This window comes from Stenotrophomonas sp. 1337, from assembly GCF_031455455.1.
Classification (GTDB): domain Bacteria; phylum Pseudomonadota; class Gammaproteobacteria; order Xanthomonadales; family Xanthomonadaceae; genus Stenotrophomonas; species Stenotrophomonas indicatrix.
Genome location: NZ_JAVDSR010000001.1, coordinates 816,591 through 834,137 on the forward strand (window position 1 = coordinate 816,591; position 17,547 = coordinate 834,137).

The 17,547-nt window shown below is 66.4% G+C and carries 10 protein-coding genes; 2 read left to right on the plus strand and 8 right to left on the minus strand.

What is annotated here, in order from left to right; all coding sequences use genetic code 11:
- Positions 1-42: 42 nt before the first annotated feature.
- The 6 genes from J2X70_RS03665 to J2X70_RS03690 all read right to left on the minus strand — a co-directional run bounded on the left by J2X70_RS03665 (position 43) and on the right by J2X70_RS03690 (position 9,962).
- A complete protein-coding gene (locus tag J2X70_RS03665; protein ID WP_309908982.1) occupies positions 43-2,661 on the minus strand; it encodes a glycoside hydrolase family 2 protein in 2,619 nt (872 codons plus the stop codon).
- 101 nt (positions 2,662-2,762) lie between these two features.
- Positions 2,763-3,989, minus strand: coding sequence for an AGE family epimerase/isomerase (locus tag J2X70_RS03670; RefSeq protein ID WP_099842387.1), 1,227 nt, complete (start codon positions 3,987-3,989; stop codon positions 2,763-2,765).
- Positions 3,986-4,981: a carbohydrate kinase gene (locus J2X70_RS03675; protein WP_105163976.1), complete on the minus strand. Its 996-nt coding sequence runs from the start codon at positions 4,979-4,981 to the stop codon at positions 3,986-3,988. Before J2X70_RS03675 ends, J2X70_RS03670 begins: the two co-directional genes overlap by 4 nt.
- A 7-nt stretch (positions 4,982-4,988) precedes the next feature.
- Positions 4,989-6,302 (minus strand): L-fucose:H+ symporter permease, encoded by a 1,314-nt coding sequence (gene fucP, locus J2X70_RS03680; RefSeq protein ID WP_025874796.1) that lies wholly within the window; start codon positions 6,300-6,302, stop codon positions 4,989-4,991.
- 75 nt (positions 6,303-6,377) lie between these two features.
- On the minus strand, positions 6,378-7,427 hold the full coding sequence (locus J2X70_RS03685) for a LacI family DNA-binding transcriptional regulator (protein ID WP_025874798.1): 1,050 nt from the start codon (positions 7,425-7,427) through the stop codon (positions 6,378-6,380).
- 96 nt (positions 7,428-7,523) lie between these two features.
- A complete protein-coding gene (locus J2X70_RS03690; RefSeq protein WP_248148789.1) occupies positions 7,524-9,962 on the minus strand; it encodes a GH92 family glycosyl hydrolase in 2,439 nt (812 codons plus the stop codon).
- A gap of 1,066 nt (positions 9,963-11,028) precedes the next feature.
- Between J2X70_RS03690 and J2X70_RS03695 the strand changes: the two genes are divergently transcribed.
- Both J2X70_RS03695 and J2X70_RS03700 read left to right on the plus strand, forming a co-directional pair.
- Positions 11,029-14,106, plus strand: a complete 3,078-nt coding sequence (locus tag J2X70_RS03695) for a TonB-dependent receptor (protein ID WP_059064082.1) — start codon at positions 11,029-11,031, stop codon at positions 14,104-14,106.
- A 163-nt stretch (positions 14,107-14,269) separates the two neighbouring features.
- Positions 14,270-14,464 (plus strand): heavy-metal-associated domain-containing protein, encoded by a 195-nt coding sequence (locus J2X70_RS03700; protein WP_025874804.1) that lies wholly within the window; start codon positions 14,270-14,272, stop codon positions 14,462-14,464.
- Between the two features lie 77 nt (positions 14,465-14,541).
- Here J2X70_RS03700 and cueR read toward each other — a convergent pair whose 3' ends face one another.
- Positions 14,542-14,994 (minus strand): Cu(I)-responsive transcriptional regulator, encoded by a 453-nt coding sequence (cueR, locus tag J2X70_RS03705; protein ID WP_025874806.1) that lies wholly within the window; start codon positions 14,992-14,994, stop codon positions 14,542-14,544.
- A gap of 12 nt (positions 14,995-15,006) precedes the next feature.
- Positions 15,007-17,508, minus strand: coding sequence for a heavy metal translocating P-type ATPase (locus tag J2X70_RS03710; RefSeq protein ID WP_309908988.1), 2,502 nt, complete (start codon positions 17,506-17,508; stop codon positions 15,007-15,009).
- Positions 17,509-17,547: the final 39 nt, after the last annotated feature.

A 17,547-nucleotide genomic window follows, 5' to 3' on the forward strand; every position in this document is an offset into this window, starting at 1 on the left:
AAAGCGTGCCAACCAAGGTTGGCACCTACCAGGGCGCCTCTCTCAACGATCGTTGAGGGTCTTCACCTTCAACGCCTCGCGCAACGCGGCCAGATCCACCGGGCCACGCACGGCGATGTCGCGGGTTTCGCCCGGCAGCAGGTCCAGCAGGTTGTCTTCCACCTGCACGTCGAGCGCGCCGAAATCGATCCAGACTGCGCGCACCAGCGCAGCGCTGTGCAGCCGCAGGCGATAGTGGTCACCGTCGATCGCCAGCGTTGACGTCAACTGCTGGCGTGGCAGCACCTGGTCCTTGGCTTCGACGAAGCCGACCACCTGCCGCGCCGTCACCTTGCCATCCTGCAGCAGCTCGAACACCGCCACCGTCCGCGCCGGATCGGCGCCGGCCAGCAGCTCGGCATCCGCGTAGGTGCCGATATCGGTCACCCCGGCGGCAGCCAGGGTCACCGCCTGCTCGCGTCGGCGCAGCACCTTGCCCTCCACGTCCATCACCCGCAGGCGCCAACGTGCATCCAGCGCGGCACCATCGTTGATCAGGCGCACGCGCGTACTGCCTTCATCACGCAGTGCGGCCACCGCAACCGGCGCGAAGAAGCGCCGCGCGGCATAGTGCAGCGCCTTCCAGCGACCGAAGTAGTCCACGCTCGACCACGATGCTCCCGGCCAGACATCGTTGAGCTGCCAATACAGCGAGCCCATCGTGTAGGGCCGCGAAGCACGATGGTGCAGCGCCGCCAGGGCGATGCCATCGGCCTGCATCACCTGGCTCAGGTAGACGAAGTCCTCGAAGTCCTTCGGCGTGCCGTAGCCCAGCTCGATGTAATGCAGCAGGCGTGTATTGCCCTCGCCGGCCATGAACTTCTGGTGCGCACGGATCACCGGGCTGTCGATTCGCTGTTCGGCACGGGTGGCGATCTGGTCCACCGTCGCCACCGCTGGCCAGGCCTGCAGGCCGTACTCGGACATGAAGCGCGGGGTCTCGCGCAGATACGCCTGCACCGGCAATGCCGGATTGCCCCACACCTGCCAGTAATGCTTGTCGCCACGGGTGGAGTCGTTGGCCTTCTCGTCCAGGTCGTTGCTGGGCGAACTGGACCAGTACGGCACGCCCAACCCATCTTCGCTCACCACCTGGCGCAGGTCGTTGCCGAACAGGTCAACGTAGCCCTGCCAGACCTTCGCTGCGAACGCCGGATCGGCGGACTTCAGGTCGCGGCCGTGGCCCCAGTCCTTCCACGCCGTTTCTTCTTCGTTGTTGCCACACCACAGCACGATGCTGGGATGGTGGCGCAGCCGGCGCACGTTGTCGCGCGCCTCGGCGACCACGCTGGCGCGGAATGCCGGGTCGTAACCCGGCTGCATGCCACCGCCGAACATGAAGTCCTGCCAGACCAGCAGGCCAAGTTCGTCGGCGATGTCGAAGAACGCATCGTCCTCGTAGTAGCCGCCGCCCCAGTTGCGCAGCATGTTCATGTTGGCATCGCGCGCGGCGACCAGTACTTGGCGCAGGCGCGCAGCATCAACGCGCGCGGGGAAGGCGTCGAAGGGGATCACGTTCGCGCCCTTGGCGAAGATCGGCACCCCGTTGATGACGAAGGCGAAGCCCTGCCCTCCCTTGTCGTCCTGCTCGCGGCGCAGTTCGACGGTGCGCAGGCCGATGCGCTGTTCGCGCGCCAGCACCGGATCGGCACTGCCGTCCAGGCGCGCCTGCACGGTGTAGCGGTCCTGCGCACCATGGCCGACCGGCCACCAGCGCCGCGGCTTGGCCAGTTCAACCGGCACCTCCACGCTGTTCCGGCCGGGCTTCAGTTCGACCGTGCGCTGCACCCGTGCGACGCTGCGGCCGTCGGGATCCCGCACTTCAACGTCCACCGCAATCGGAGCGGCGACCGCGTCCTGTTCCACCTGCAGCACTACCGCCAGCTTTGCCTTTTCTGCATCAAGCGCATCAGTGCGTACGGCCACATCGGTCAACCGATGCGCATCCCATGCCTGCAGGTCAACGCCCCGCCAGACGCCGGCAGTAACGTAGCGCGGGCCCCAGTCCCACCCGAAGTGGTACGCCGGCTTGCGCGCGAAGTTGCCGACCATCGCGTCCTTGGGTTCATCACCGTAGGGCGAAGGATAGTTGCCGGCAATCCTGTGCGGCATTGCCTGCACGCCGGGCAGCAGCGTGCGGATCGGCGAACGGAACACGATCTGCAGCTCATTGCCCTTCGCACGCAGGCGACCTTCGACGCGGGCGCGCCAGGTGCGGTGGGCGTTGTCGGCGCGCAGCAGCGGCTTGCCGTTGAGCGTCACCTCGGCATAGGTGTCCAGGCCGTCGAAGCGCAGCTCGGCATGGGCCTTTGCCAAGCTGGCAGCGTCCACATCGAAACGGGCTCGGTACTCCCAGTCGGCCAGACCGATCCACTGCAGCTCGGCTTCGGGCGCACCGACGTAGGGATCGCGGATCAGCTCATGCGCCAGCAGATCGGTGTGCACGCTGCCTGGCACCGTGGCCGCGCGCCACTGCTGCAGGCCAGGATGGGCCGCGCCCTGCGCGTCGCCGGGCAGCAGCCGGAACTCCCATTGCGCCTGCAGCGGTGCGGCGCCTGCCGGGAAGGCGCCAAGGGCGATCAACAACAGCAGCAGACGGACAGCGTTGAAAATGCGATGCACGTGATACTCCTGTTTTTCCGCCGGGTATGACCCGGCGCTACCAATGCCACACGCCACGGTAGCGCCGGACCACGTCCGGCGAGCGCGCAGCGCGGCAGACCTCAACGCACGACGTTCAGCACTTCGTAGCACGCACCCATGGTGTGGTAATCCACCTTGCCGGCCGGGCTCTTCTCATCGCTGTACTTGCGGTTGTCGGCGTCGAGGATGCGGAACCATGCGCCGTATCGATGGTCGACGAAGTGCTCCCACGAGTACGCCCAGATACGGTCGTACCACTGCCAATAGCGGTCGTCGCCGGTGCGCGCGGCCATCAGCGCGGCGGTGGCCAGGGTCTCGGCCTGCACCCAGAAATACTTGTCGTCGTCACAGACGAAGCTGTCACCGCCGATCGGCGCGCCGTCCATGCCCGGCTGCCGGCGCGACTCCGGGGCGAAGCCGTAGTACAGGCCGCCGCGCACCTCGTCCCAGCTGCGCTCTACGGCAACATCGAACAGATGCTGCGCGGTCGGCACCAGCCAGTCGGCCTGCACGTGTCGGTCCAGGATCAGCAGCAGCTTGGCCCACTCGGTCTGGTGCCCCGGCTGGAAGCCCCACGGCCGGAACAGATGCTTGGGATCGTCCAGGTTGTAGTCCCAGTCGATGTTCCAGTTGACGTCGTAGTGTTCCCAGACCAGACCGCCGGCCTTTGCCGCCTGGCGGCGGGTCATGTTGTCGGCCAGCTGCAGCGCGCGCTCGACATAGCGCTGCTCGCCGCTGGCCTCGAACGCGGCCAGCATCGCCTCGCACATGTGCATGTTGGCGTTCTGGCCGCGGTAGCCGGTGAAGTTCCACTGGCCGTCGGCCTCGTCCCTGTACAGGCCGTGCTCGGCCTCCCAGAAGCGCGCCTGCAGCAGCTGCCAGGTTTCGTCCATCCACGTGCGGGCTTCTTCGATGCCTGCCTTCAACGCACAGCTGTAGGCGAGCAGCACGAAGGCCACGCCGTAGCAGTGGTTCATGTCGTCCTCTACCACACCATCGCGCAGGGTCCAGGCGTAGCCGCCGGTGGCCGGGTTGCGGTGAACCTCGCGCAGGTAGCGCACGCCGTGCTCGACCGCGTCGCGATACTCGGCGTTGCCGAATTCGCGGTAGGCCATGGCGTAGTTGAAGACGAAGCGGGTGCTGCTCACCAGATGACGATGGCTGGCATCGTAGATGCTGCCGTCGTCACGGAAGTAATGGAAGAAGCCGCCCTTCGGGTCGATGCAGCGCGGATGGTAGAACGCCATCGTATCGGCGATGTGGGCGCGCAGGAACGCGGGGGAACGGAAATCGGGCGAGGTGCTCATGCGGGGAGATCCTGTAGCTGCAGCAGCTGCTGCACTTCATCGAACGAGGGCATCGCGGCGAACGCGCCCTTGCGGGTCACCGCCAGTGCGCCAACGGCGGCGCCGAAGCGCAGCGTGGCGGCGATCGCCTGCGGGTCCTGGCAGAACGCGGCAAAGCCCGCACCTGCCCCACCCCGCTCCAGCAGGCCAACCAGCACGCCGCCGACGAAGGCATCACCGGCAGCGGTGGTATCCACGGTGGCGACGCGGAAACTGCTGACCTTGCCCTGCGTTTCACGGGTATACCAATGCAGCGTGGCGGCGCCGTCGGTGATGATCACCCAGCGTGCCTGCGCGGCCAGCAGGCGGCGCAGCACCAGCGCCTCGCCGTCATCGCCCAGCGGGGCGGCCAGGTAGTCCAGTTCCTCGCGCGACAGCTTGACCAGGTCGGCGCGCTCCAGCGCCTGCCACAGGCGCGGTGTCGGGTCGACATCGGTCGGCCACAGCGCCGGACGCAGGTTGAGATCCAGGCTGACCACCGCGCCGGCCGCACGCGCACGGTCCATGCCGGCGAACGTCGCTTCGGCGATGTCCGCTTCGGTCAGGCTGTTGGAACAGACGTGGAAACACTGCGCGCCATCGAAGCAGCCCGCCTGGAAATCGCTGTCACGGAACAGCAGGTCGGCGGCAGGCGGACGGTAGAAGCTGAAGCTGCGTTCGCCGCCCGCGTCCAGTGCAACGAAGGCCAGCGCGGTTTTGGCCGCGTCGGTACGCACGATGTAGTCGGTGCCGACGCCGTGTTCGCTCAGGCTCTCCGCCAGGAAGTCGCCGAACATGTCGCGGCCGAGCATGCCGACGAACTGGGTCTTCGCGCCCAGCCGCGCGGCGGCCACCGCGACGTTGGCCGGTGCACCTCCGGCGTACTGCAGGAACGCGCGCGGGGTATCGGCCGAGGCCGGCGGCTGCGCTAGTAGATCGATCAAAATTTCGCCGAAGCAGACGATGGAACCCATTTTCGACTCAGCCTCCCTGCGTGCCGGCAGCCGGCGCGCGGGCGCCGACCAGTCCGTAGAAAATGATGTAGCCGTAGCACAGCAGCGGCAGGATGAAGCTGGCCTGCACACCGATGTGGTCAGCCAGGACGCCCTGCAGGTAAGGCACCACCGCGCCACCGACGATGGCCATGATCAGCAGGCTCGAACCCTTGCTGGTCAGCGGGCCCAGGCGCTCGATGCTGAGCGCGAAGATGGTCGGGAACATGATCGAATTGAACAGGCCGATCGCCACCACCGAGTACAGCGCGACATTGCCGGAGGTCATCATGGTCAGCGTCAGCAGGCCCACGTTGACCAGCGCGAAGATCGCCAGCAGGCGGCTCGGCGAGAAGCGCGCCAGCAGCGCCGAACCGGCGAAGCGACCGATCATCGCCATCGTCCAGTAGGCCGACACATAGTGGGTGGCTTCCTGCTCGCTGAAACCGCCGATGGTGGGCATCGACAGGTAGTTGACCAGGAAGCTGCCGATCGACACTTCGGCACCGACGTAGAAGAAGATGCCGAGCACGCCCAGCAGCAGGTGGCGCTTGCGCAGCGCATCCAGATAGCTGTGCTGATGCCCCTGGTCAGCCTGCTCGGTGGTGTCGTTCAACGCCGGCAGGCGGAACAGGAACACGAACAGGGCCAGCAGCACCAGCGCCACGGCCAGGCCGACGTACGGGCCCTGCACCGCGTGTGCCTCGGCGGTACGGTAGGCGAGCTGCTCGGCGGCCGGCAGCGCGGCGATCTGCTCGCCGCTCATGGCCGTATTGGACAGGATCAGCATGCCGCCGAAGATCGGCGCGATGGCCGTACCCAGCGAGTTCAGCGCCTGCGCCAGGGTCAGGCGGCTGGAACTGGTCTGCTCCGGACCAAGCAGCGCGACATACGGGTTGGCCGCCACCTGCAGCACGGTGATGCCGGTGGCCAGCACGAACAATGCACCGAGGAAGGCGCCATAGACGCGCAGCTCAGCGGCCGGCCAGAAGCCCAGTGCACCGATGCCGGCGATCACCAGGCCGGCCACGATGCCCTTCTTGTAACCCAGCGCTGCAACCAGCCGCCCGGCCGGCAACGACATCAGGAAGTAGGTGCCGAAGAAAGTGAACTGCACCAGCATTGCCTTGGCGTAGTTCAGCTCGAACACCGCCTTCAGATGCGGAATCAGGATGTCGTTGAGGCAGGTCAGGAAGCCCCACATGAAGAAGATGGTGGTGACCACGGCCAGCGCCTTGCCGTTGGTGACGGCAGGCTGGTTGCCCGGGGAACCCGATGGGCGGGGCGTTGCGGAGATCGGCATGCGGTACGCGCCTCGATGCGCGAAAGGTCGTTGGTGCGTGGAAGGGTGCAATCAGTTCAGGAGCGAAGCATCAATTCAATTCGGACGTGCGGCGCTGCTTTCGCGGATGCGCAACTGTACCGGGGCGACCGTGCGCCGTGGTGGCGCATCCGGTTCCTCCAGCCGCTGCAGCAGCAGCGAGGCCGCCTGCCGCCCGCGTTCGCGCGGGTCGGCCGTCAGTGTGGTCAACGGCGGCACGGCAACCGACGCTTCGGAAATATCGTCGAAGCCGGTCACCGCGAAGTCACCGCCGGGACGGATGCCGCGCGAGTTCAGGCCCAGCATCAGGCCCAGCGCGACGGTGTCGTTGTAGCAGACCGCTGCGCTCGGCCGATGGCCGTCGACGAACAGTTCATCGGTGCGCGCGGCCGCTTCCAGGCGGTTGGGTGCAGATTCGATCATCCAGCCCGGCGGCAATGCCAGCCCGGCCTCGGCCAGGGCCTGCTGGAAACCGGCACGACGCTGGTGGCAGGAACTCGATGCCGCGTGGCCGCCGAAGAACGCAATCTGGCGATGACCGCGCTCGATCAGGTGGCGGGTGGCCAGGTAGGCACCATGCTGGTTGTCCAGGGTCAGGAAGTCCCAGTCGGCGCCTTCCAGTTCGCGGTTGAACAGCAGTACGTTGGCGTTGGCGCCCAGCACCTGCCGCAGCAGCGTGGCATCGCTGCCTTCGGCCGGCGACAGGATCAGGCCCGCAGGGGTGTGTTCCATCAGCGTGGACAGCACCGCCTGCTGCCGCTCGGGCGACTCGCCGGTACTGCCGAGCAGGGTCACGTAGCCGCGCCCGCCCAGTGCCTCGTCCACACCGGAGGCGAATTCGGCGAAGAACGGGTTGGACAGATCGTTGATGACCAGGGCGATGCTGGAGGACGTGCGCCGCCGCAGGTTCGCTGCAGCGCGGTTGTAGACGTAACGCTGGCGGCGCAGCTCAGCCTCGACCCGGGCGCGGGTATCGACGTTGACCAGCGGGCTGCCGCGCAGCACCAGCGACACGGTCGCGCGCGAAACGCCGATGGCACGGGCGATGTCGGTCACCGTCACCGCCTTGCCGGAACGCTTGCTGGAACTGTCGCTGTTGTCGTTCATCGTCTTCCCGCACTCCGATGGATGCTCAAGCCTAATGGATCGCGGCCCTGTCGTGCCGTGCCGTTCGCTGGGTTGCCTCGAACGGCACAGCCCGGCTCAGTGCAGCTGGCTGCCCGGTGCCGCGCACCAGGACACCGGCAGGTCCTTGACCGCAGTGCCCCAGCCCTCGGTCGGCGCCCGCCCGTCCAGCGCGAAGCGCAGCTTCGGGCCCTGCTGCAGCTGGCTCCAGCCCAGCCATACCGGGGCATGTGCCTGGCCGTCGACCTGCACGCCCTGCACGTACTGCAGGCGGCGGCCATCGGCGCCAGGTGCCTCGATGCGCAGGGTGCGGCCATTGCCCAGCTCGACCTCGACCCTGGCAAAGCGCGGCGTATGCAGCAGGAACTCGCCGCTGCCCGGCACCGCCGGGTACACGCCGATCGCACTGAACAGGTACCAGGCCGACATCGTGCCGAGGTCATCGTTGCCGGTCACGCCGTTGGGTGCATTGGTGAACAGCTGCTGCGCTGCACGCACCACCGCTGCGGTCTTCCACGGCTGGCCGATCAGCGTGTACAGCCACGGCGAATGCAGGTCGGGTTCGTTGTTGGGGTTGTAGCGGAACTGGTTGTAGTAGCTGTACGGCCCGACCACCCACTCCTTGCGGGCAGCATTGAGCGGGTCGGCCTGCAGAGCGTCCATGGCGAAGAAAGCATCCAGGCGGCGGCCGGCCTGTTCGCGGCCGTCCATCGCTTCGACCAGGCCCGGCACGTCCTGCTGCGCCAGCCACTGGTACTGCCACGCCGTGCCTTCATGGAAACCGTGATGCGAGCGCGGGCTGTAATGGCCATCGGCCGGTGTGTACCACTGGCCATCTTCGGTGCGCGGGCGCGGGAAGCCGGTGAAGCCGGTCTCGGCGTCGCGCACCTGCGGGTCCCATACCTTGCGCCAGTTGCGGCCGCGCTCACGCAGGACCGCCGCATCCTGGGCATGGCCAAGCCCATCGGCCATCTGCGAAAGCGCGCAGTCGGCCAGTGCGTACTCCAGCGTTGCCGAACCACCATGATGGGGATCGACATCCATGCCCTTGGACGGGAACGCACGGTCGTAGACCACGTAGCCCTTGTCCAGGTAGGTCGGGTTGCCGGAGCGACCGGCAGCACGCGAGTTCAGCGGCGGCGTACCGAACGCATTGCGGCGCAGCGCATCCCATGCCTGCCCTTCGCGGCCCTTGAGCGCGCCGAAGCGCCACAGGTCGACCATGAAGGGGGTGACCGGATCGCCGGTCATGATGTTGGTCTCGAAGTTGGCATAGCCCCAGCGCGGCAGCCAGCCGCCCTGCTCATCGATCGCCAGCAGGCTGCGACCGATGTCGCGCGCCACATCCGGGCGCGTCAGTGCCAGCCACTGGTTCTGTGCACGGTAGGTGTCCCACAGCGAGAAGTACTCGTAGTAGGTCCAGCCATCGGCGCGATGGATGCCGTCGTCGTAGCCGCGGTAACGGCCGTCGGCATCGCTGCCGGTGAGCGGCTGCAGCAGCGCGTGGTACAGCGCGCTGTAGAACACGGTGCGGTCATCGCCATTGCCGCCCTGCACGCGCACGCGTGCCAGCTGCTCACGCCACGATTGCTGCGACAGCGCGCGCATGCGCTCGAAGCCCAGCAGCGCCCCGCCCTGCATGCCCTCGGCGCGCAGGTTGGTGCGCGCACCTTCGGCATCCACATGCGAGATCGCGCTGACGGCGGTGACCGACTGGCCCTTGGCCAGGTCGAAGCTGAGCCACGCGCCGTTGGGCTTCTGTTCGCCTTCCATGCTGTGGCGCGCGCCCGGCAGGCCGCCGCCCTCACCCCAGGTGCCATGCGCCTTGAACGGGCGGTCGAACTCAATGCGGAACCAAGTGGTGTACTGGTGCCCACCGCAGAAGCTCTTGGTGACCAGCTTGCCTTCCACCACGCGGTCACCCACCACATCGACCACGCTGCCGATCACCGAGTGGCGCTCGTTGGCCTGACCGACATTCACCAGCACGTGGCCATCGCCCTGGCGCTGGCTGAAGGTGTAACGCTCGGCAGCTGCGCGGGTGCGCGCGGTCGCTTCGGCGTCGATGCCGCCGTAGCTGGTCAGGCGCACCTTGTAGTAGCCGGCCTGGCCGATCTCACCGTCGTGGCTGTAGGCCGACGCATAGGTCTTGTGATTGAAGGCTTTCGCATCGGCGGTATCGAAGTCGCCGCCGGGGCCGATCGAACCGGTCACCGGCAGCACCGAGACCTGCCCACCCTGCTCCCAGCAACCGGCGCCGGACAGGAAGGAGTGGCCGAAGCCGCGGATCTTGTCGTCGTCGTAGCGCCAGCCCGAATAGTGGCTGCCGATCGGGCTGACCTGGATCAGGCCGAACGGTGCCGAGGCACCGGGGAAGGTGTTGCCGTCATCCTTGCTGCCGATGAAGGTATTGACCTCGCGCTCCAGCGCGGCCGGTGCGGCCTGCAGCCAGGGCGTCACCGCCAGTGCCAGCAGGCAGGCGATGCGGGCCAGGGGCCGATGGGACAATGCCGACAGGCGGCGGGCGGGACGACGGCGGGACAACCTGGTCACGGGCAGGACTCCTTGGCGGCAGGGCGGCAGCGAAGAACCGGCCGCACAGGCCGAGCCCTCGTTTCCATCGGTACAAATCCGCACCCCGGCGGATTTAGATCGATTCAAGTAGACCATGGGAATTTCGCCCAATGCATTCTGCGGCGCAGCATGAGCGGGGGCTTCGGCCGGGCTGCGCCCGGCACCCGCAGAGGCCTTCAAGCCAAGAAAACAGCAACAGCAACGGCGGGCTACCGAGCTGGGCGGGGCGGTATGGGCAGGCAGGACACGCCGTAGACCCATCCATGGGGGCTCGATGGCGCCATCCATGGCGCCAACGGTCCTGCCTGCCCATACCGCCCCACCCCTGACAGTTTCCCGAGATCTGGTAGATCCACGCCGTGCGCGAATGGATGTTCCTACCGATTTCGAAATCATCGATTGGATTTCATCCATGCATGGCATGGATCCACGTGTCTACCAAGGTCGACACCCACCAGGACCACGCCATGCCATTCCGACAAATCGCGGGAATCTGTCGAAGGTGGGGTGGGTCCGGTTGCGGGGGCGTGAGCGCCATGGATGGCGCGACCGAGCTTACATGGACGTACTTGCAGCGTCCCCCGCAACCGGACCCACCCCGCCATCCCGCAGGAAACCAGCTGTTGCTGTTGCAGTTGCTGTGCTGTTGCCCTGGCCTGAAGGCCTCTGCGGGTGCCGGGCGCAGCCCGGCCGGCCCACCCCGTCTGCGCATGTAAACGCTTACAGCATTTTTCCGCGAAGGGTCATTTGCACGACACGTCGCTGCCATATTGCGCAGCAACATGCGTCGGCGCGTTGGCCGTGCTAAAAATCGCCCCGCCCATCGCTTAGATCGATCCAAGACGACATCGCGATGGCCCGGGAGTTGGGGAGCAGGACAGGACGTGTCAGGCCATCTGCCAGGCGCTCGTCGCATCTGCAGGGCGAAGGCAAGATCGGCATCACGAATTAGATCGATTCAAGTTTCCGCGTCAGTCAGTCACCGGATCAATCCAGGAGAGAGGGAGAGATGGCAATGAAGCATTCAACACGTACGCAGGGCCACGACGCGTTGTCGCTGGCCATCGCGCTGGCCCTGGCCGCCGCCGTCGCCCCGCTTGGCGCTTCCGCCCAGCAGGCGTCAGCTACGACCGGCACGCAGGACGCCACCACCCTGGACAGCGTCCAGGTCACCGGCTATCGCTACGCGATCGAAAAGAGCCTGCAGCAGAAGCGCGACGCCAACGCCGTGGTCGAAGTGATCACCGCCGAGGACGTTGGCAAGTTCCCCGACAAGAACGTGGCCGACGCGCTGCAGCGCGTGCCCGGCGTGGTCATCACCCGCAGCGGTGGCGAAGGCAAGTCGGTCAGCGTGCGCGGCCTCGCGCCCGACCTGACCCTGACCCAGTTGAACGGCAACTACGTCGCCTCGTCGGAAACCAACAACGAAGCTACCCGCTCGTTCAACTACACCCTGCTGCCGTCGAACATGCTGTCCAGCGCCGAGCTGTTCAAGTCGCCGGAAGCGCGCATCGACGAAGGCGGCATCGGCGGCACGGTGATCCTGCATACCCGTCGCCCGCTGGAGATGGAAGCCAACTCCGGCTACGTCAACCTGGAAGGCACTTCGTCCGATACCAGCCACGACGTCGACCCGCAGGTGTCGGCGCTGTACTCCTGGCACAGCAAGGACGAGCGCTTCGGCGTGCTGGTCGGCGTGACCCAGCAGAAGCGCACCAGCCGCACCATGGAGACCAGCACCGAGGACTACCAGTGGTACGGCAACAACACCACCGCGCGCGATGCCAACGGCAACCTGCTGGAACAGGATGGCATCCACTACTGGTGGGGCCAATCCGGTTTCAACAACCAGACCGGCACGAACTACAGCGAATTCTTCATGCCGACCTCGGTGAACTTCGCGGTGAAGGAAGAGAAGCGCGAGCGCAAGGGCGGCCAGCTGACTTTCCAGTTCAAGCCGATCGACAACCTGACCCTGACCGCGAACTACTTCCGCTTCGAACTGCAGGGTGACTACACCCAGAACATGCTGAAGGTGCCGGAGTGGAACCTGGCCCGCTACAACGGCGATGGCAACTGGGCCGGTGGGCGCCTGCTCAACGGGCTGAGCTTCGATCCCAGTGGCAGCATCGTCACCGGCGCGCAGTACGAAAAGCTTGCCGGCAAGACCTATTACTGCAGCGAAGACCAGGCCGCCGCAGCTGGCCTGCCCCCGGGTGGCTGGGGTCCGGATGACTGCACCATCCCCACTCCGCAGCTGACCGGTGGCTACAGCAAGGAAAAGGCGCTTTCGCAGACGGCCGATCTGACCGTCGACTGGGACATCAGCCCGCTGTGGAAGGCCAGCTTCACCGGCGGCCGCACCTGGTCCAAGGGTGGCCCGTCGATGAATTTCCGCATGTCGGCCAAGCCCCGCCGCAAGGTCGGTGACCAGTGGCAGGCGGGCAACCAGTACACCGCGTGGGACCTGACCGGCACGCCGTCGCTGACCGTCTCGCCGGACATCCAGCAGCAGCTGATGGCCGGCATCGCCGAGGTCGATACCGGCTCCACCGATTCGTCGTGGATGCAGACCGAGGTCAAGCAGAACTACTTCCAGGCCGACGTCACCAAGATGTTCGAAGCCGGCTGGCTGGATTCCATCCAGTTCGGCGCCAAGTACCGCGACGGCCAGGTGCACCGCAATACCGGCAACACCTACTGGGTCTGCCAGGGCCTGGACCCGGCCGACTATGACAACAATCGTTACCAGGCCGGTTGCGATCCGACCGCAGGCAATGCGCAGCCGGGCTTCTTCCTGTCCAACCCGATCAGCAACATCGCCGGTGGCTTCAATGCCAACGTGTTCCCCGGCATCAACTACCCGGCCTACATCGACTACCTCAACCAGACCTACGGTGGCTCGCACAACCGTACCGAGGAAGACTTCGTCTACGACGTCAACGAGAAGATCTACTCGGGTTACTTCCAGGCCAACTTCCGTACCGACCGCGTGCGCGGCAACGTCGGCGTGCGCGTGGTGCGCACCAAGCAGTTCGCCCAGTCCAGCGATTCGGTCGAGCGCTTCAACGACTACTTCGTGGACAACGCCGCTGGTGCGCCGATGAGCTGCGATGACCCGGCTGCCGATCCGAACCTGCGTTGCCAGGGCGGCTTCGTGCGTCTGCCGGACAACCAGGTGCGCGACAAGGTCTATACCCTCAGCTCGCTGGAAAAGACCTATACGGACTTCCTGCCGAGCTTCAACATCGCCTGGGACATCACCGACAACCTGGTGCTGCGCGGTGCCGCGTCGAAGGTGATCGCGCGCCCGGGCTACACCAGCATCGCCTATCCGGGCGGCCTGCAGTACATCAGCCAGGAATACAGCAATGATCGTCGGGTCGCTGGCGGCACCGACACCCCCGGCTGGTACGGCTCGGGCAGCAACAAGGCACTGGAGCCGTTCAAGGCGGTGCAGTTCGACCTTGGCCTGGAGTGGTACTTCAAGCCGGGTTCGGTTGCAGGCGTGGCGTTGTTCCGCAAGAACGTGGACAACTTCACCGTGCCGGTCGTGCGCGACCAGCAGATGAGCGTCGGTGGTGAAACGGTGGTGGTGCAGAAGTACAGCACCGAAGCCAACGGCCGCGACGGCGTGTCGCAGGGCGTGGAGCTGTATGGCCAGTACACCTTCGACTTCGGTCTGGGCGTGCAGGCCAACTACACCTACAACGACACCAACCTGGCCTCGATCGTGCTTGATGGCGAAGAGATCGGTTCGTCGCCGCTGGTCGGCAGCGCCAAGAACCAAGCCAACGTCACCGTGTTCTACGAGAACGAGAAGTTCCTGGCCCGTGCCTCGTACAACCGTCGCGGCGAAGTGGTGGGCGGGCTCAACAACGGCCTGACCACCTACACCAAGCCGTACAGCCAGCTGGATCTGAACGTGGCCTACAACCTCACGCCGGACTGGACGGTCACCGCGGCAGTGCTGAACGCCACCAAGTCCGAGCTGCGCAGCTACATCGGCAATGACAGCCAGGCCCGCCTGCTGTCCAACCTGTATGCCGGGCGCCAGCTGTACTTCGGCGTGAACTGGAAGTTCTAAGGCATTAACCCCCGCCTGCGGGCGGGGACGATCCTCCACGGCAGCCGCGCTGGTACAGGTGGCTGCCGTTTTTCGTGGCCCCTGCGCCGCGGGAGCGCTTGACCCTGCCATCGTTGCAAGGTGCACACTGCCTCCACCCCCAAGTGCATCGAAGGAGCTACAGATGGAATTCCATGTGGAAGGCATGACCTGCGGCGGCTGCGCGCGCAGCGTGACCAAGGCGATCGAGCTGGTCGACCCGGCGGCGACGGTGTCGGCCGACCCGCCCAGCCGCCGCGTGCAGGTGCAGACCTCGGCCAGCGAAGCGCAGATCATTGCAGCGCTGACCGAAGCGGGTTTCCCGCCGCGCCCGGCCTGATCGCCTGAGCCACTGCATGAACGATGCCCGCCCCGTGCAACTGCCGGGGCGGGTATTTTCTTTTCCGTATGTCGTCTTCAGGTCCTGCGCGCGCGCCTGCGTACCGCCCCGGTGGGCGCCGCCACCGGCGCAGCGCCCTCCTCGCCTTCCCCCAGCCGCTGCAGGATCGGGCACTCGGGACGATCATCGCCGGCGCAGCAGCTGATCAGGGATTTCAGCGTATCGGCCATCTGCCGCATGTTCTCGATGCGCTGTTCCAGATCATCGATGTGCTGCTCGGCCAGGCGCTTGACGTCGGCGCTGTGCCGCGAGGTGTCGTTCCACAGGCCCAGCAGGTCAGTGATCTCGGCCACCGAAAAGCCGAGATCACGCGCGCGACGGATGAAACGCAGCCGGTGCACGTCGGCCTGCGAATAGGCGCGATAACCCGCGCCGGTACGGTCAGCTGGCGGAATCAGGCCGATCTGCTCGTAGTAGCGGATCATCTTGGCCGACACGCTGGATGCCTTCGATGCTTCACCGATGTTCATGCCATCACTCCTTTACTGGGCCGCATGGGACGCCTCGACCATCGGCACCTGGAAGCGCCGCAGGCGCAGCGCATTGCCGAGCACGAACACGCTGGACAGGGCCATGGCACCGGCGGCGAACACCGGCGACAGCAGCACGCCCCATACCGGGTACAGCGCACCCGCCGCGACCGGAATCAACGCGGTGTTGTAGGCGAAGGCCCAGAACAGGTTCTGGCGGATGTTGCCGATGGTCGCCTTCGACAGCGCGATGGCATTGGGCACGCCCTGCAGGTTGCCGGACATCAGCACCACGTCGGCCGACTCCACCGCGACATCGGTGCCGGTGCCGATCGCCAGGCCCACATCGGCCTCGGCCAGCGCCGGCGCATCGTTGATGCCATCACCGACGAACGCAATCTGCCCGTAAGCCGCCTTCAACCGGCGCACCGCCTCCACCTTGCCTTCGGGCAACACCTCGGCCACCACTTCATCGATGCCGAGCTGGCGGGCGATGGCCTGCGCGGTGGCGGCGTTGTCACCGGTAATCATGGCCACCTTCAGACCCAGCTGGTGCAGGGCGGCAATGGCGGCCGGCGTACTCGGCTTGATCGGATCGGAGACGGCGATGATCGCCGCCAGGCGGCCATCGATGGCGGCATACAGCGGCGACTTTCCTTCGTTGCCGAGGCGGTCGGCCAGCGCAGCGAACATGCCGATGTCCACGCCCAGCGAACGCATGAAGCGATCGGCACCCACTTCCACCCGCGCACCGTCGACGCTGGCACGCACGCCCATGCCGGTCGCCGACTCGAAATCAATCATCGCCGGCAACGCGATGCCCTCCTCCGTCGCCGCCTCGACAATGGCGCGGGCGATCGGATGCTCCGAGCGCGACTCCACCGCGGCCACCCGCGCCAGTACCTGCGCACGATCGAAACCGTCGGCGATTTCCAGATCGGTCAGCAGCGGGCGACCTTCGGTCAAAGTGCCGGTCTTGTCCACCGCCACCACCTTGGCGTCCTTCAACAGCTGCAGCGCCTCGCCCTTGCGGAACAACACGCCCATCTCGGCGCCACGGCCGGTGCCGACCATGATCGAGGTCGGCGTGGCCAGCCCCATCGCGCATGGGCAGGCGATGATCAGCACGGCCACCGCGTTGACCAGCGCGAAGGTCAGCGCCGGCGACGGTCCGAAGATCAGCCACACCAGGAAGGTGGCCAGGGCCGCCAGCATCACCGCCGGCACGAACCACAGCGTCACCTTGTCGACCACGGCCTGGATGGGCAGCTTGGAACCCTGTGCCTGTTCAACCAGACGGATGATCTGCGCCAGCATGGTCTGCCCACCTACCGCCGTCGCACGCAGGGTCAGCGCGCCCTTCTGGTTGACGGTGCCGCCAACCACGCTGCTGCCGGCCGACTTCTCCACCGGGATCGGCTCGCCAGTGATCATCGATTCGTCGACGTAGCTGCGACCCTCGGCCACCTCACCATCCACCGGCACGCGCTCGCCCGGACGCACTTCCAGCAGATCGCCCAGCAGCACCTCGTTGATCGGGATATCGACGATGCGCCCTTCGCGGCTGACGTGCGCCACCTTGGCCTGCAGGTTGACCAGGCGCTTGATCGCCTCCGAGGTACGGCCTTTCGCGCGCACCTCCAGGAACCGGCCGAGCAGGATCAGCGCGACGATCACCGCCGCCGCTTCGTAGTAGACATTCACCGTGCCCGCCGGCAGCAGGCGCGGGATGAAGGTGGCCACCACCGAATAACCGAACGCCGCCGCGGTACCCACCGCCACCAGCGAGTTCATGTCAGGCGCCAGGCGCAGCAGCGCCGGGAAGCCCTTCTGGTAGAAACGCCGGCCGGGAATGGCCAGGACCAGCGTGGTCAGCACGAACTGCAGGTACCAGCTGGCCTGCATGCCGATCGTGGACATCACCCAATGGTGCATGCCGGGGATCAGGTGCGAGCCCATTTCCAGCACGAACACCGGGGCCGCCAGCACGCTGGCCAGGATCAGGTCGCGCTTCAGCGCCACCCGCTCGGCATCCTTCTTTTCCGCCGCTTCCTCGTCGACCTGGGTACCGCCATCGATCGCGCGTGCCGCATATCCAACCTTGTCGATCGCCGCCACCAGTGCATCGATGCCGGCAACGCCGCGCACGGTCGCACGCTCGGTGGCCAGGTTGACGCTGGCGTGGCTGACGCCCGGTACGGCCAGCAGCGCGCGCTCCACGCGGCCGACGCAGGACGCGCAGGTCATCCCTTCCACGGCCAGTTCGGTGGTCGCGGCGGGTACTTCGTAGCCCACCTTCTCTACTGCCTGGATCAGCGCATCGCGGTCGACCGGACCAGAGGAACGGATGTCTGCGCGCTCGGTGGCCAGGTTGACCGACACGCTGGCGACCCCCTCGACCTTGGCCAGGGCCGCTTCAACGCGGCCAACACAGCTGGCGCAGGTCATGCCTTCGATCGGCAGGCTGATGGTGGAAGCCGTCCCGTGGACGGCTGTGGGGCTGGAGGTGCTCATGGCCTGGTTTCCCTGGTTCCATCTGGAGGATGGCGACCA

What these genes read in the sequence shown, in the direction of transcription:
- J2X70_RS03670 (WP_099842387.1), bottom strand. Translation starts at nt 3,989, where the DNA reads ATGAGCACCTCGCCCGATTTCCGTTCCCCCGCGTTCCTGCGCGCCCAC.
- J2X70_RS03675 (WP_105163976.1), bottom strand. Translation starts at nt 4,981, where the DNA reads ATGGGTTCCATCGTCTGCTTCGGCGAAATTTTGATCGATCTACTAGCG.
- fucP (WP_025874796.1), bottom strand. Translation starts at nt 6,302, where the DNA reads ATGCCGATCTCCGCAACGCCCCGCCCATCGGGTTCCCCGGGCAACCAG.
- J2X70_RS03685 (WP_025874798.1), bottom strand. Translation starts at nt 7,427, where the DNA reads ATGAACGACAACAGCGACAGTTCCAGCAAGCGTTCCGGCAAGGCGGTG.
- J2X70_RS03695 (WP_059064082.1), top strand. Translation starts at nt 11,029, where the DNA reads ATGGCAATGAAGCATTCAACACGTACGCAGGGCCACGACGCGTTGTCG.
- J2X70_RS03700 (WP_025874804.1), top strand. Translation starts at nt 14,270, where the DNA reads ATGGAATTCCATGTGGAAGGCATGACCTGCGGCGGCTGCGCGCGCAGC.
- cueR (WP_025874806.1), bottom strand. Translation starts at nt 14,994, where the DNA reads ATGAACATCGGTGAAGCATCGAAGGCATCCAGCGTGTCGGCCAAGATG.
- J2X70_RS03710 (WP_309908988.1), bottom strand. Translation starts at nt 17,508, where the DNA reads ATGAGCACCTCCAGCCCCACAGCCGTCCACGGGACGGCTTCCACCATC.